At 67.2% G+C, this 15,360-nt stretch carries 14 protein-coding genes; 8 read left to right on the top strand and 6 right to left on the bottom strand.

Features of this window, described 5'->3' with window-relative positions; translation table 11 throughout:
* Positions 1 to 45: 45 nt before the first annotated feature.
* A complete protein-coding gene (locus MU582_05485) occupies positions 46 to 1,590 on the top strand; it encodes an MFS transporter (protein ID UPK76095.1) in 1,545 nt (514 codons plus the stop codon).
* 1 nt (position 1,591) lies between these two features.
* Here MU582_05485 and MU582_05480 read toward each other — a convergent pair whose 3' ends face one another.
* The gene (locus MU582_05480) at positions 1,592 to 3,109 is read right to left on the bottom strand and encodes a protein kinase (protein ID UPK76094.1); all 1,518 of its coding nucleotides are present in this window, start codon (positions 3,107 to 3,109) and stop codon (positions 1,592 to 1,594) included.
* Between the two features lie 81 nt (positions 3,110 to 3,190).
* On the opposite strand from MU582_05480, the gene MU582_05475 reads away from it, so the two are divergent.
* Together MU582_05475 and MU582_05470 are read left to right on the top strand one after the other, a co-directional pair.
* On the top strand, positions 3,191 to 3,745 hold the full coding sequence (locus MU582_05475; protein ID UPK76093.1) for an RNA polymerase sigma factor: 555 nt from the start codon (positions 3,191 to 3,193) through the stop codon (positions 3,743 to 3,745).
* Entirely contained in the window at positions 3,742 to 4,347 is a 606-nt protein-coding gene (locus MU582_05470; protein ID UPK76092.1) for an ATP-binding protein, read from the top strand. The genes MU582_05475 and MU582_05470 overlap by 4 nt, the downstream gene beginning before the upstream one ends.
* Positions 4,348 to 4,984: 637 nt before the next feature.
* Here the strand turns inward: MU582_05470 and MU582_05465 are convergent.
* From MU582_05465 to MU582_05445, 5 genes are all read right to left on the bottom strand, one after another.
* Positions 4,985 to 6,601 (bottom strand): substrate-binding and VWA domain-containing protein, encoded by a 1,617-nt coding sequence (locus MU582_05465; protein UPK76091.1) that lies wholly within the window; start codon positions 6,599 to 6,601, stop codon positions 4,985 to 4,987.
* 123 nt (positions 6,602 to 6,724) lie between these two features.
* Positions 6,725 to 7,795, bottom strand: a complete 1,071-nt coding sequence (locus tag MU582_05460) for an adenosine deaminase (protein UPK76090.1) — start codon at positions 7,793 to 7,795, stop codon at positions 6,725 to 6,727.
* A 22-nt stretch (positions 7,796 to 7,817) separates the two neighbouring features.
* Entirely contained in the window at positions 7,818 to 8,273 is a 456-nt protein-coding gene (locus MU582_05455; GenBank protein UPK76089.1) for a MaoC family dehydratase, read from the bottom strand.
* A gap of 64 nt (positions 8,274 to 8,337) precedes the next feature.
* Positions 8,338 to 9,327 carry a TAXI family TRAP transporter solute-binding subunit gene (locus MU582_05450; protein ID UPK76088.1) on the bottom strand — a complete coding sequence of 330 codons (990 nt, stop codon included), beginning with the start codon at positions 9,325 to 9,327 and terminating at the stop codon, positions 8,338 to 8,340.
* Positions 9,328 to 9,355: 28 nt separating this feature from the next.
* Entirely contained in the window at positions 9,356 to 11,515 is a 2,160-nt protein-coding gene (locus MU582_05445) for a TRAP transporter fused permease subunit (GenBank protein ID UPK76087.1), read from the bottom strand.
* A 281-nt stretch (positions 11,516 to 11,796) separates the two neighbouring features.
* On the opposite strand from MU582_05445, the gene MU582_05440 reads away from it, so the two are divergent.
* From MU582_05440 to MU582_05420, 5 genes are read left to right on the top strand one after another with little or no spacing between them, the layout of a single operon-like run.
* Complete coding sequence (locus MU582_05440; protein ID UPK76086.1) at positions 11,797 to 12,141, top strand: metalloregulator ArsR/SmtB family transcription factor; 345 nt, start codon at positions 11,797 to 11,799, stop codon at positions 12,139 to 12,141.
* Positions 12,142 to 12,660, top strand: coding sequence for an SRPBCC family protein (locus MU582_05435; protein ID UPK76085.1), 519 nt, complete (start codon positions 12,142 to 12,144; stop codon positions 12,658 to 12,660).
* Entirely contained in the window at positions 12,642 to 13,277 is a 636-nt protein-coding gene (locus MU582_05430; GenBank protein UPK76084.1) for a dihydrofolate reductase family protein, read from the top strand. Before MU582_05435 ends, MU582_05430 begins: the two co-directional genes overlap by 19 nt.
* A gap of 34 nt (positions 13,278 to 13,311) precedes the next feature.
* On the top strand, positions 13,312 to 13,980 hold the full coding sequence (locus tag MU582_05425) for a response regulator transcription factor (GenBank protein ID UPK76083.1): 669 nt from the start codon (positions 13,312 to 13,314) through the stop codon (positions 13,978 to 13,980).
* 4 nt (positions 13,981 to 13,984) lie between these two features.
* Positions 13,985 to 15,358, top strand: coding sequence for a HAMP domain-containing histidine kinase (locus tag MU582_05420; GenBank protein UPK76082.1), 1,374 nt, complete (start codon positions 13,985 to 13,987; stop codon positions 15,356 to 15,358).
* Positions 15,359 to 15,360 lie beyond the last annotated feature (2 nt).

The raw sequence follows: 15,360 nt of genomic DNA, 5'->3' as shown, positions 1-15,360 counted from the left end.
CTAATTGGGCTACAAGTGTAGTGCAAACGATCAGGGGGAACATTCATGACCACCACCTCGACCGCGATCGGTCCGGCCCGCACCCGACGCGGCTGGACCCTCGCCATCGTCTGCACGGCGATCTTCATGCTGTTGCTCGACGTGACCGTCGTCGCCGTGGCACTCGGTGACATGCAGCAGAGCCTCGACGCGAGCCTGTCCGATCTGCAATGGGTCGTCGACGCGTACGCGCTGTCGCTCGCCTGCCTCCTGCTGACGTCGGCGACCATCGGTGACCGGATCGGGCGACGCCGGGTGTTCCTCGCGGGCATGGTGGTGTTCACCGTCGGATCGCTCGCGTGCGCGCTGGCCGGCAATGCATTGGTGCTCGACCTCACGCGCGCACTGCAGGGCATCGGCGGGGCAATGCTCTTCGGCACCGCCATCCCCATCATCGGCGACACGTTCCGGGAGCCGAAGGCACGCGCAACCGCGATCGGCATCTTCGGTGCGACCCTCGGCGCGGCAACGGCAATCGGCCCGCTGGTCGGCGGCCTGCTCGTCGACACCGCTGGCTGGCGCTGGATCTTCCTGGTGAATGTCCCCGTCGGCGTACTCGCGCTCGCAGCCGGAGCCCGGATCCTGCCCGAGTCCCGCGCCGACAACCCGCGGCGCGCCGACTGGCCGGGCACCTTGCTGCTCACCACGACGCTGCTCACCCTGCTCCTCGGCCTGATCAGGGGCCAGGCCGAGGGCTGGACCTCCGCACCGATCATTGCGCTGTTCGCGGGCTCGGTGATCTCCTGCATCGCATTCCTGGCCTGTGAGGTACGTACGGCCGAGCCGATGCTCGACCTGTCGTTGTTCCGTAGCCGGTCGTACGCAGGTGTCAGCCTCGCGGCCTTCGCGGTCAGCGCAACGGTGATCGCGTCGACGACGTACCTCGGGCTGTACTTCGTCAACACCTTCGCGTACGACCCGTTCGACGCGGGGCTGCGGTTCCTGGCCTTCACCGTCGCGTCGTTCGTCGCGGCGCCGCTCACCGCACGCCTCGTCGACCGGGTACGCGCGGTATGGACGGTCTCGGGCGGGCTCGCACTCGTGGCGATCGGGATGGCCTGGATGGCCCAGGTCGACGGGTCGTCCGAGTGGACGGTCTTCGTACCCGGGTTCATCGTCGCCGGTGCCGGTGCGGGCGTACTCAGCGCCTGCCTCACCCAGGCAGCGCTCGATGCGGTCGAGCCGGCGCGAGCCGGGATGGCCACCGGAGTCGTGAGCACGATGCGGCAGGTCGGGGTGGCGGCCGGCGTGGCCGTGCTCGGGGTGCTGTTCCACAGCAGCGGCGTAGACGCGACCGCCGAAGCACTGAGCGGATCGGGCGTGCCGGCCGACTCGACGCACCGGCTCGGTGAGGCCGTCGGCTCCGGCGCTGGTGTCTCCGTGCTCGAACAGGTGCCGGCCGCGTACCGCGACGGCGTCGCTGTAGCCGTACGCGATGCCTCGGCGACGGCGATGAGCGACATTCTCTGGTGGGGTGCGATCGGAGCCGGCGTCACCATGCTGGTGGTTGCAGCCCTGATGATCACCCGTCGGCCGGCGGGGTCTGCCTGACCTACGCCTTACCCAGGATCGCTGCGTCTCGGGCGGCGCGGAGCAGTTTCATCGACGCAGCGGTGCGCTCGTCATCGCCCATAAGGGCGTCCTTCGGCCCGTTGATCTCGACCCATCCGGCGGTCTCCGGGTTGGCGTTGCCGAAGTACCAGCGCCAGTGGTAGTCGTCTCCCTCGGCGTACTCGAGATCCCAGCCGACCTGCCAGTCACCGAGATCGTCCTCGGCCGTGAGCTCCCTGCTCACTTCCCGGGTGTAGCCGTCCTTGCGCTGCAACTTCATATCGGCCTTGGCCTCGTCCTGGACGCCCTCGCTCGAGGTCGCGGTGTTCACGAGCAGCTCGAGCGACCCGTCGTCGCTGGGGTACGACCAGGTCGACTCGCCGACCTGCTCGCCCTCCTCACTCCACGACGGGGCGAGGTCGATCTCCGGGGCCGCCGAGGCGTCATCCTGGTTCAGCTCCTGGATGGCCAGAACACCACCGACGACGACCGCGACCAGGACGAGCGCCGCAAGAACCGCGAACAGGCTGCGGCGCAACGACGACTGCCCCCGTCGAGGCGGCGGACCGGAGCTCGCCGGCACCGGACTCTGCGCGGGCGGCACGGGGCTCTGCGGCGTACGCGGGGGCGGGCTGACCGGCGACGGGAAGTCCGGCTCCCAGACCTGCGGTTCGATCCGTGGCGGCTCGTACAGACGGGTACGCGTCATCGACGCCGCCTCGCGGAACGCAGTGCTGAACGAGTCGATGTCCGGCCAGCGATGGTCGGGGTCGGGCGCTACCGCGCGCAGCACAACCGGGTCGAGCGACGACGGCAGGTCGCGTACGAGCGTCGTCGGCGGGCGTACCGGCTCGGCGGAGAACAACGCCTCGACGCCGCCCGTACGCACAGGTCGGCCGGTCAGGAGGTGATAGGTCACTGCGCCGAGCGCATGCACGTCGCACCGGGTGTCGACGCCGCGGGTCGGGTCTGCCTGCTCGGGCGCCATGTAGGCCGGGGTGCCGACGACCTGGGTGATGCCGCTCGCGTGCAGCATCGCCTTTGCGACGCCGAGGTCGGCGACCATCAGCCGCGACGTACCGGAGTGGTCGCTGGCGAGCAGGAGGTTCTGCGGCTTCACATCGCGGTGCAAGATGCCCATCGTGTGCAACCGCCGCAAACCCGTGCTCGCCTGGGACACGAGATCGGTGATCAGGCCCAGATCGCGCGACGGCGTGTTGAGCAGATCGGCGACGGTCCCCTGGTCGGCGTAGTTCATGATGAAGTACGGCGTGCCGTCGTCGGTCTCACCGATGTCGTACACGCGCACGATGTGGTCGGAGTCGGCACGGCGCAGAATGCGCGCCTCCTCCAGGAACCGGTCCCTGATGTCGGTACGCGCAGCCCAGTTGTCGGCCAACGCCTTGACGGCGACATACGACTGCAGATCGGGGTCGGAGTACAGCCAGACCGTGGCGAATCCGCCAGATCCGATCCGAGAGATTCGCCGCAGTCGACCGAGTCGATTGGGCAGGGACATGGGGCCCATTCTGTCGGTACCCTCCATCGCCCCGGACAGGGTGGTATGTACGAGGCTCGTCGCGTCGGCAAGAATGCACCTATGACGACCGAGGACACCGTTGATCTCGACGACCTCGCACGCCGCTCGTCGGCGGGCGATCAGGCCGCGCTCAACCAGTTGCTCGCGGCCGTTCAGCCGCGTGTGATGCGCCTGTGCCAGCGCATCCTGCCGAACACGCAGGATGCCGAAGAGGCCTGCCAAGACGTGCTGATGAAGATCGCCACGAAGATCGGCGGGTACGAGGGACGCAGCAAGTTCACCACCTGGCTCCACGTCGTCGCGAGCAACGCGGCCCGACAGACGTACCGTTCGCTCAAACGTCGAGCAGCCGAGCGACCGGTCGACGAGATGCCGACGTACGCCGACCCGCGTACGACCAGCGTCATCGCCGGCAGTCGGCTCGACCTCCTCGAGGCGTTGGAGACCCTGGAGCGGCAGCAACCCGACCTCGTCGAGGCGCTCGTCATGCGTGACATCGGCGAGATCGACTATGCGGAGATCGCGCGCGTCCTCGATATCCCCGTCGGCACCGCGAAGTCACGCATCCACCGTGCGCGTCAGGCGATGCGACCGTTGCTTCTCGTCCGGGAGTGACCACGCGCTACCGCGCGCAGGTCGTCGTGCTCGCCGGGCCGTCCGGGTCCGGTAAGTCTCGCCTCGCGCATCGACTCGGCTGGCCGATCCTCCGGCTCGATGACTTCTACCGCGACGGCGACGCTCCCGGACTTCCGATGCTCAGCCCCGGCCTCGTCGACTGGGACGATCCGGCGTCGTGGGACGCCGAGGCCGCCTGCGATGCGATCGAGACGCTGTGCCGCGACGGCCGGATCGACGCGCCGGTCTACGAGATCGCCGCGAACGCTCGCGTCGGACACCGCGAGGTACGACTCGACGGCGCCGGGGTCTTCATCGCCGAAGGCATCTTCGCACCGCACGTCGTCGAGGGCTGCCGCGCGCGAGGCATCCTGGCCGATGCCATCTGCGTTCGCCATCACCGGCTCGTCACGTTCGCTCTGCGCCTCGCCCGCGACCTGCGGGAACGACGTAAACCGCCCGGCGTCCTCGTACGCCGAGGGTGGGCGTTGCTGCGTGCGGAGCCGGCCATCGTACGCGCGGCCGAGCGCATGGGCTGCGTCGCGATGACGCCGCGGCAGGCCGAGCGGCGGCTGCACCGGCTGTCGTCGGTACGTACGTAGCTCCGGTGCGACTACCCGACTGTCCGGCTCGGCTTCGCCCCTCGACATTCCGTAGATTCTCGGTGCGACTACTCGCCGCTGTTCGTCCGCTCGCTGTCGGCTCTCCACCTTCTTCGGTGCGACTACTCAGCGCCCCAATTTCTCGTCACTGTCGGCTTTCCCTCGCCTTTCCGGCTGGGCAAAAGACGCGGCGACGCGCGGAGCCGGCACTTCGGTTCGGTCGCTTGGCGGCTTGCCCGCCACTTTAATATGGGATCCGGGGTAACGTTCGGTTTCGGCGTCACACCTGTACCGGCCGCCACGGGCGTACCAATGAGCACGGCAACCTCCCACCGTGCACGGTGTCCCTGCCATGCAAAGCGGTGCTTCACCATGTCTACTTGGTAAACCATCACCCACCGACCCCGCAAAAGCGGACCGGTACGGGAAAGCCGGCAAGCAACCCAGCCACGTCGCTGCGGCTCCCGCGTCGCCGCGTCTTTGCCCAGCCAGAAGGCGACGGAATGCCGACCGAAGCGAGAAGCGAAGCGGGGAGTAGTCGTATCGAAGAAGCGGGAGAGTCGACAGCGAGCGGGAATCGGGCAGGCGGGTAGTCGCCCGGTAGAAGCAGGGAGCCCGTCGTTGAGCGGAAGTACGCCTAGCTGCGACTGGCCAGTGCGCCGATGAACACGTCGGTGATCTCATCGGGGTTGACCGCGATGTGGCTGGACCCGCCCGTCACATGCGCGATCGCCTCGAGTGCCGACACGTCGGCGTCCTCGGTGATGCCGATCGTGATGATCCTGACCGGGCGGTCGGGGTTGGACTCCACCTCGATGGTGTCCAGCAGCTTGTCGAGGCTGACACTGCCCGGGTCCTCGTTCTCGCCGTCGGTCAGCACGACCACGCTGTTCACGGCATCCGGATCGTAGGAGTCGTTGGCAGCGCGGTACGCCGCCAAAACGGAGTCGTACAGGCCCGTGCCGCCGCCCGTGCGCCCGATCAGACCGTCGATGGACTTTTCCAGCAGCGCCCGCTGGTTCATACCGTCGACCTCGGCACCGAGAGGGCGTACGGGCACCAGCGGCAGGTAGTCGCGGTCCTTGTCGCCGAGGCCGACCGAGAACGCCCAGAGTCCGAGCGAGCTTCCGTCGGGGAACAACCGTTGGCCCGCCTGCGCCGCCTCGACCGTCAGCGCCATCCGGCTCGCACTGCCGGCGGAGTACTCCATCGACCCCGATACGTCGATCACGGCGAGCGTACGGCTCGGCCGCGACAGCAGCGTCCAGGCGCTGAGGATCGAGGCGACCTCATCCGTCCGCGGCATCGTCAGCGCGCTGACGTCGCCGACCCCACCGTCGATCGGTTCGCCGTCCGGCGTGCGGAATCCCGCCTTCGCGAATGACTCTTGCGCCTCTTCCGAGGTCAGGATCTCGGTGAGCGCGGTGACTCCGTCCGACGTGTCTTCACGACGATCCGACGTCGCCGAGAGCACGAGCGGGTAGTCGAGAGACAAAGTGCCGCTGTCCGGTACGGACATCTGCAGCTTTCGCGCGACGTCGCCGCCTTCACCGAGCACCGTCTGCTCTGTCGCCACCGTGGTGGCGCCCTCCGCCGCCAGCTTGGTGACCTCGGCGCTGCCCTGGGTCTTGCCGTCGGAGGCCGCAGCGCCCGACTGCGCGACAGAAACCAGCTGTTGCTTGATCTCTTCCGCGCTGTCGCCGTCCGCCTCGGCTTCAGCATTCGCCGCGATCAGTGCCAGCACCGACGGGGTGTTCGTGGCCGGGTCCCCCAGCCTCATCCCGTCGGTCGCGAGTACGTCGCGCCACTGCGACTGTGGATCCTGGGCCCCGACTGCCACGACCGGCGACGAAGCCAGCGAAGCCTCCAAGACCACCGGAGCCGTCGCTGCCGTGCCGGCCGAGCGATCGACTTCGACCGTTGAGTCCGGAATCCAGACGTCGGGCACCCCCTTGCCGGAGGACAACGCCTTGGCAACCTCGGCGCCCGAGGTCGCGGTCACGTCGTACGTACCGCAGCCCTTGCCCGCGGCGACGACCTCCTTGACCACGTCGGCGATCTCCGGGCTTGCCGCGACGGAGACCTCGCCCGAGCAGTCGCGCGCGGCGGCCGCGGCGTCACCGTCGGCCGTCTGCCAGCGGATCACGAGACCGACCGCGACCACGAACGCGACGATGGCAGCACCGACCACCAGCGGGTTCAGGCCACTACGTCGGGGCGTACGAGGACCGGCCGCCGTGTGGCGTCCTTCCATCGGGCACCTCGCACCTCACGCTGACTCAGACGGGGTGGAAGGTAGCACGACCGTTTCGGAGTATGGGCAAGTGTGACCGACGCCACAGTTTAAGAATCACAGACCGTCAACGAGCCGACGACGCTACGTGATCGCAGCGTACCCGGGTTTGATCACATCGTTGATGATGGCGAGTCGTTCGTCGAACGGCAGGAACGCACTCTTCATCGCGTTGATGGTGAACCACCGCAGATCGGCGGCGGCGTAGCCGAACGCCTCGGTGAGGAGCAGCATCTCGCGCGTCATCGACGTACCGCTCATCAGGCGGTTGTCGGTGTTGACGGTCACCCGGAAGCGAAGCTCCGTGAGCGGCCCGATCGGATGCTCGGCGATCGACGGCGCCGCACCCGTCTGCAGGTTCGACGACGGGCACATCTCGAGCGGGATGCGGTTGTCACGGACGTACGCGGCGAGCCGGCCGAGCCGGGGACCGTCCGGATCGGTGAGATCGACGTCGTCGATGATGCGCACCCCGTGACCAAGCCGGTCGGCACCGCACCACTGGATCGCCTCCCAGATCGAGGGAAGCCCGAAAGCCTCACCGGCGTGGATCGTGAAGTGCGCATTCTCGCGTTGCAGATACTCGAAGGCGTCGAGGTGACGGGTCGGCGGGAATCCCGCCTCGGCGCCGGCGATATCGAAACCCGCGACGCCCGCGTCTCGGTTCGCGACCGCCAGCTCGGCGATCTCACGGGAACGCGCCTGATGGCGCATCGCCGTCAACAGTTGGCGTACGACGATCGGATGACCGTTTACGGCAGCGGCCTCCGCGCCCGAGTCGAACCCGGCTTGGACGGCATCGATCGCCTCCTGCGCGGTGAGGCCGCCCGCGAGGTGCTGTTCCGGCGCCCAGCGCACCTCGGCGTACACGACGCCGTCGGTAGCGAGGTCTTCGACGCATTCGCGCGCAACCCGCTCGAGCTGGTCGGCGCGCTGCATCACCGCAACCGTGTGGTCGAACGTCTCGAGGTAACGCTCGAGCGATCCGGAGTCGGCCGCCGCGCGGAACCAGGCCCCGAGGCCGTCCGCATCGTCGGCCGGCAGCGGATGGCGAATCTCGGCTGCCAGCTCGAGCACCGTCTGTGGGCGCAGACCGCCATCGAGGTGATCGTGCAAGACAACCTTCGGAGCGGCGCGTACGACCGACTCATCCATCGAAAGCTCCGTTCCGCGCGGATCAGCGATCGAGCAACAGTACGACGGTTTCGGCAATACACGCGGGCTTTTCGGAACCCTCCAGCTCCACGGTGTACTTCACGACGCACTGTTGACCGGCGGGGATCTCCGCCACTTCGGCGAGCTCGACTCGTGCTCTGACGCGAGAACCGACCGGAACCGGTGCCGGGAAGCGCACCTTGTTCGTACCGTAGTTGAGCTTCGCGCCGGCGCCCCCGAATGCGAACACCTCGGACCCGAAGAGCGGAACCAACGACAGGGTCAGGTAGCCGTGCGCGATCGTCTTACCGAAGGGGCCCTCGGCGGCACGCTCGGGATCGACATGGATCCACTGGTGGTCGCCGGTCGCATCCGCGAACGCATCGATGCGGTCCTGGGTGATCGACAGCCACTCGCTGACACCGAGCTCCTCGCCCGCCGCCGCGGCGACCTCTTCCTTGGTCTCGAGTACACGCATACCCCGAACCTATCCCAACGGCGAGCAGGGGATCCCGCCCCTTGCTGGCAGGATCCCCTCGTGCTCAGCTCAGGTCGTCGAGAGCGCGCTGCGCACCCGGATGCAGCGGGATCGGATCGGTCTCGGCGGCCGTCTCGACCGTGATCTCCTTGGCGGACGGGTGCACGTCGACCAAAGCGTCCGTCTCGCTGTAGAGCAGATCGGTCAGGCCGCATGCGAGGTTGTCGGGCATGTCGTTGCTGACGACGAGGACGTTCGGCACCACGATCGAGGGCACGTCCTCGTCGAGCCCGTACGTGTCGGCGGGCACCGAGCCCTCGGCGTACACCTCGTTGACCTTCTTGAGCTTCGGCAGCAACGGTGTCGGGTCGACGAACTCCATCTTGTCGCCCATCGACGTGAACAGATCGGTGAGCGCGGGAGTCGGGAGCCCACCCGACCACACGAACCCGTCGATGCTGCCGTCCTTCATACCGTCGATGGTCTGCGTCAGGTCGAGCCGTTGCGCCTTGACGTCGTCGACGGCGAGCCCGGACGCTTCGATCAGCCTGTTGGCGATCACTTCGGTGCCAGACTGCGGCGAGCCGGTAGAGATCCGCTTGCCCTTGAAGTCGGCGATCGAGTCGATGCCGGCGTCCTTACGTACGACCACCTGCGTGTAGTTCGGGTAGATCCGCCCGAGGGTGGAGATGTCTTGCGGCTCGCCGAAGTCGCCGTCGCCGTTGATCGCATCGGCTGCTGAGTCCGCGAGGGAGAAGCCGATGTCGTAGTCGCCGGCCACGACCTGTTCGATGTTCTGCACCGACGCGCCTGTCTCGGCAGACGTCGCCTGCAGATCCGTTTCTGAGTTGATCAGCTCGGCGAAGCCGCCGCCCATCACGTAGTAGACGCCGGTGGAGTTGCCGGTGGCGATGTTCACCCGCCCTGAGCCGGGGTCGCAACTGTCGGCGTCGGCGTCAGAACCCGCCTGGTTGTCGTCGCGCTGTCCGCCGCACGCGGTCAACGCCATCGCGGCGGCAAGGCCGATCGCCGTCATCCGGGTCGCTTGTCTCATCGTTGGTTCTCCTTCTGCGGTTTCGGCTTTACGAGGTTTCGACACTGGTTTGCGTACGGCCGCCGCCCCGACCGCGTACGGCCAGGTGGTAAGCGACTGCGGCCACGAACAGGACGACGCCGATTCCGATCGAGATCGGGTCGAGGTAGAGGAGCAGCAATGCGGCGGGCAGGCACAGGATGCGCTCGACGATTCCGGTCGGGCCGAACATCCAGCCGCTGGTGGCAACCGCCAGCGCGGCGACCGCCAGCCCACAAGCGGCGAATGCCCAGACGACGTCAAGCGCATCGCCGCGCGCGAGGAGCAGCCGGCCGTTGTCGGTCGCCACAAACGCCAACGGTGCAAGGAATGCGGGCAACGTGTATTTACAAGCCTGCATCATGGTCGGAATCACCCGACCGCCGGTGATCGCCGATGACGCGACGGCGGCCAACGCCGTCGGCGGCGACACCTCCGAGAGCACCGCATAGTAGAAGATGAACATCGCGACCTCGGGCGAGCCGATGCCGAGCGCGATCAGCGCCGGGCCGATGATCACCCAGCTGAGGATGAACGACGCGGTCACAGGGACGGCGAGCCCGAGGATGAGGATGGCGATCGCCGAGAACAGCGCCGACATGACGATCATGCTCGCGTCGTTCGGGGCCAGCGCCTGGGCGGCGTCGACGAGCATATCGGCGAGGGTCTGGCCGAGGCCGGTCTTCGCGATGACCGACGTGATGATGCCGGCGGCCGCGCAGACCGCGACGACCGGAAGGCTGGTACGTACGCCCGCGGAGAGCGCACCGTACAGCCGGACGAGGTAGCCGAGCAGCGACTGCTGCAGCGTGAGCCGCTCCGCGTCGGTGTCGTCCTCGTCGATGCCGCTGACGACGCGTCGGCGAGACAGGACGGCTTCGGCCAGCCCGAATGCCGCCGCGATCCCCGTCGCGTACACGACGGCGCGGAACGGTGGAATGTCGTTGGCGAGGAAGACGACGATCACCGCGAGGCTGATGAAGTGGTAACCCGATCGCAGCAGCAGGCCGAGCGGGCTGCCGATGGCGAGCTCCACCCGGCGCGCACCGAAGCGCCGAGCATCGATCTCGACCGCAAGGAAGATGCCGAGGTAGTAGAGCAGGGTCGGGATGATCGCCCAGCCCAACACCGAGAAGTACGAGACGCCGAGGTACTCCGCGATGATGAACGCGGCCGCACCCATCGTCGGTGGCGACAGGATCGCACCGATTCCCGACGCCGCGAGCATGCCGCCTGCCGACTCGCGCGGATAGCCTGCCCGCTTGAGGATCGGCCATGCGAATGATCCGAGCGTCACGGCCGTTGCCGTACCCGATCCGGAGACCGTGCCGAGCAGGAAGCCCGACGTCGCGACCGTACGTCCGGGGGCAGTGCCCGAACGGCGGAACAGCGAGAAGGCGAACTCCACGAAGAACCGACCGGCGCCCATCCGGTCGAGGACCGCGCCGTAGATCGTGAACAGCACGATGTACGTGGCGGCCACGTTCAGCGGGACACCGAAGAACCCGCTCGCCTCGTTGTACAAGGCATTGACGATCTGCTCGATGTCGAGGCCCATATGCGCGACCGACCACTGCAGCGGCAGGTAGCCCCCGTAGTAGGCGTAGCAGAAGAACACCACGCACACCGTTGGCAGCACGAGCCCGGTCGTACGCCTGGTCGCCTCGAGTACGAGCACCATCAGGACCACGCCGGCGATCACGTCGTACGTGAGCAGGGAGCCCTGCCGGTCGAGGAAGCCCTCGAAACCGCCGAAACCGTTCGCGGTCTCAGGTATCGGCAGCACCGGGTACAGCCCGACGAACAGCGCGACCACCGCAAGTGCCCAGTCGAGCAAACCCGGGTTGTCCTTGCGTTTGGCGAGTTCGGCTGCCTCGGCGCCGTCCGCGGGCGTACGCGTCGCGCGTGCTCGATAGCAGACGAAGACGAGCGGCAGCGTGAAACCCAGGAAGTACACGAGGTAGTACTGGTTGCCGAGGTCCAGCGGCGAGAACACCTGCCGGAGCACGAACAGCGCGACGACGAAGCACCACGCGTTCACGAACAGGTCGACGCGGGTCGACAGCCGTCGCGCCGGGCGCTCCTCGTCGTACTCGGCTGCAAGAGCCTCGGTGTCGACCTGTGCGGGTTGTCGGTCCGGCTCGTCGTCGGTCGCGGTCGGTGCAGGCATGCCGGGTAACTTACGAACGTGATCTGCGTCATAACAACCAGCTCGGGCCAAGTCTTTACACAGGCTTGACATTCACCTCTGTCGTCGCAGGGATCGCCCACGAGGCGCCGTACCGATTTTGTATCTATCACGCACCGGTACAAACCTATTGGAGCTATGAGCGAGAGATACAAAACGGCGAGGACCGAACAAGCGGTTCCGACCGACGGGTAGTACGCCCGCGCTCTCGAGCAGCGCTGCCCATCGTTGACACATTCCGATATGGGAATATGATTGCTCGCATGGCACGAGCAGCAACGACGTCCGACGTCTTCAATGCGATCGCCGAGCCGCAGCGCCGAGACATCCTGGTGTTGCTGCGGGCGGGCGAACGACCGGTGACCGAGCTGTCCCAGGAGCTGGGGATGTCCCAGCCGGGAGCGTCCAAGCACCTGCGCGTGCTCCGCGAGGTCGGCCTCGTGCGAGACCGCAGGGCCGGTAAGCAGCGCCTGTACGAGCTCGACGCCCGCGGCCTGCGGGCTGTGCATGAGTGGACCGGCGGGTTCGAGCGGTTCTGGAGCGAGAGCTTCGACCGGCTGGAGGCCTACGTGCAGGACCTGAAGCAGGCAAGACAAGAGGAGCAGTAGATGAGTGAGACGGGACGTGATGAGGCGCCTCAGTCGGAGCCGTCCGAGACGGCCGACCGCGAGATCGTGGTCTCCCGGTTGATCGATGCGCCGCGCGAGTTGGTGTTCGAGGCGTTCACCGAGGTGCGCCATCTGTCGCGGTGGTGGGGGCCGAACGGCTTCACCACGACCACGAGGTCCTTCGAGTTCCGCGTACGCGGGGTGTGGGACTTCGCGATGCGGGCGCCCGACGGAACGATCTACCCGGAATGGATCACCTGGACTGAGATCACCCCGCCGGAACGCATCGCGATGCTGCACGGTGAGTCGCGCGACGACCCGAACGCCTTCGAGTCGATCCTGACCTTCGCATCCGACGGCGCGGCGACAAGGCTCGAGATGTGCTCAGTCTTCCCCACCAAGGAGCAACGCGACGAGGCGGCCGAGAAGTACCACGCGATCGAGGCCGGCCAGCAGACTCTTGGCAATCTCGCTGCTTACGTCGCCGAGATCGTCGACCAGTGCGGGCCTGGCGCATGAGCGGCAAGGTGTTCTTCAGCGTCTCGATGTCGCTGGACGGTTTCATCGCACCCGAGTCCATCGACGAGTTGATGGGCAAGCAGTGGGTGGAGCTGCAGCGGTGGGTGTTCCCCCAGCGCTTCTTCCGGGAGAACGTGTTGCACGGCAACGGCGGCGAGGAAGGCCGTGACAACGACATCCTGCGCGAGACATTCGAACGCACCGGCGCGAACGTCATGGGCAAGCGCATGTTCGACGCCGGCGAAGAGGCATGGCCGGAGGAGGCACCTTTCCACACACCGGTCTTCGTCGTGACCCACGAGAAGCGAGATCCTTGGGAACGACCGGGCGGTACGACGTTCCACTTCGTCAACGACGGCGTCGAAGCCGCGCTCGACCGGGCCCGTACGGCGGCCGGAGCCCGCGACGTCCGGATCGCGGGCGGTGGCGCAACGATCCTGCAGTATCTGAATGCCGGTTTGGTCGACGAGTTCTCGATCGCGCTCTCACCTGTGCTGTTCGGCTCGGGGATCCACCTCTTCGAAGGAGTGGACGCAGCACGGATCGCGCTGGAGCAGATCCGTGCCGAGTCCTCACCGAGGGTGACGCATCTGACGTACGCCGTCCGGGAGCGATAGTCCAGAAGGCCACTCACCGCTAGTCTGACCCGTCATGCGGATCCTGCTGGTCGAGGACGATGACCGGGTCGTCGCCGCGCTGACACCAGCGCTGCTTCGCGCCGGACTGTACGTCGACCGCGCGGGTGCCGCCGCGGAGGCGATCCCGAAGATGGACGGTGCCGACCTCATCCTGCTCGATATGGGACTCCCCGACCAGGATGGGTTGGCGCTGTGCCGCCAGATCCGGCGAGGCAGCGAGATCCCGATCATCGCGGTGACCGCGCGCCGTGAGGAGGCGATGGTGGTCGCGGCTCTTCGCGCAGGAGTCGACGACTACGTGACGAAGCCGTATCGTCTCGCCGAGCTGGTCGCGCGCATCCACGCCGTGATGCGCCGCTTCGGCAAGCACCAGGTGAGCGACGCCGACGAGTTCGGACGTATCCGAGTCGATCCGCACGAGCGCCGCGCGTACGTCGATGGAGAAGCGGTCTCCCTTGCTCGTAAGGAGTTCGAGCTCCTGCACATGCTCGTACGAAGCAGTGGCGACTTGGTCACCCGCGAGGCGATCATGGAGGCGATCTGGTCGACCTCCTGGGTAGGCGCTTCACGCACGATCGACGTGCACGTCGCCAACCTCCGGTCGAAGCTCGGCGAGCCCAAACTGATCGAGACGGTACGCGGGGCGGGATATCGCCTCGCGGGCAGCACCCAGGAGCGGTGACGCGATGCGTCGGCGGCTGATCACGGTCGCGGGTGTGCTGCTCAGCCTGCTGCTGATCGCATTGATGGCACCACTCGTGAGCGCGTACGCGGAAGACCGTACGCAGGACGCGTTCACGGCTCGGCTGACCGATGTGACGCGCTTCGCCGTCCTCGCGCAGGAGTCGCTCGAAACCGACCGCTTCGGTCGACTCATCGCCGATCTGCGGCGCTACTCCCAGGTGTACGACGGCACAGTCGTCGTGATCGACGCCAACCGAGAGGTGGTCGCCTCATCGACCCCTGAAATCGACGTCGCCGACCGACGCGTTGCGGACGTACTCGATCGCGCTCTGTCGGGGAGCGGATCGTCGCCACCGGAAACTGTGTGGCCCTGGCATGGTCGGTCGTTCGTTGTGGGTTCGCCGGTCGGCCGCGACGCTCATGTCCTCGGCGCTGTCGTGATGATCGCACCGACCGACGCGATCAGATCTGCCGTGACGACGCGACTCGCGTGGCTCGCCGTTGCGGGTCTCGCCGTGTTGACGCTCGCAGCCACAGGACTCGTCGGTCCGTTCGTACGTTGGATTCTGCGGCCGGTAGGAGATCTGGACGTCGCTGCCGGACGGCTCGCGCACGGCGACCTCGGGACGCGCGTCCCCGCGAGCGCCGGTCCGCCGGAGCTGCGCCATCTCGCGCGGTCGTTCAACCGGATGGCAGACAATGTCGAGACCTCGCAGCGCCAGCAGCGGGAACTGATCGCGGACGCATCACACCAACTGGGCAATCCCCTTACTGCGTTGAGGTTACGAGTCGAAAACCTGCAAGCCGACCCGTATGACGCCACCCAGGCGGAGATGGCGATCGAGGAGACCGAGCGCCTCAACTCGATCGTCGAGTCGTTGCTCGATCTGAGCCAGGTCGGTGCCCGGCAGGTTGACCTCGAGCTGATCGACATCGCCGCGAGTACGCGACACCGCTGCGAACTGTGGTCTCCTGCGATTGCCGACCTCGTTGTCGACGCGGCGGATGACTGTCATGCGTACGCGACCCAGACCTCGGTCGATCTCGTACTCGACGCGGTGCTCGACAACGCCGCGAAGTTCGCTCCCGGTGCGCCGGTCGACGTCTCGGTACACACCGATGCCGACGACGTCGTCCTGCGGGTGCGAGACCACGGCCCGGGGCTCGCCGCAGAGGATGTGCTCAAGGTGGGTGCGCGGTTCTTCCGCGGCCGCGCACATCAGAACGTCGCGGGCACCGGCCTCGGCCTCGCGATCGTACGCGCGCGGGTGGAAGACCTCGGCGGCCGATTCACCGTCTCCAGCCCGAAGGCGGGCGGGCTGGGGGTGGAGGTGCGGTTCAGGGGCCGCGACGATCGGGGTGTCGATAGGGAGTAGGC

This window comes from Nocardioidaceae bacterium SCSIO 66511, from assembly GCA_023100825.1.
Taxonomy (GTDB): domain Bacteria; phylum Actinomycetota; class Actinomycetes; order Propionibacteriales; family Nocardioidaceae; genus Solicola.
The sequence above is the reverse complement of the archived record's forward strand: the minus strand, read 5'-3'. Positions and strand labels throughout refer to the sequence as shown.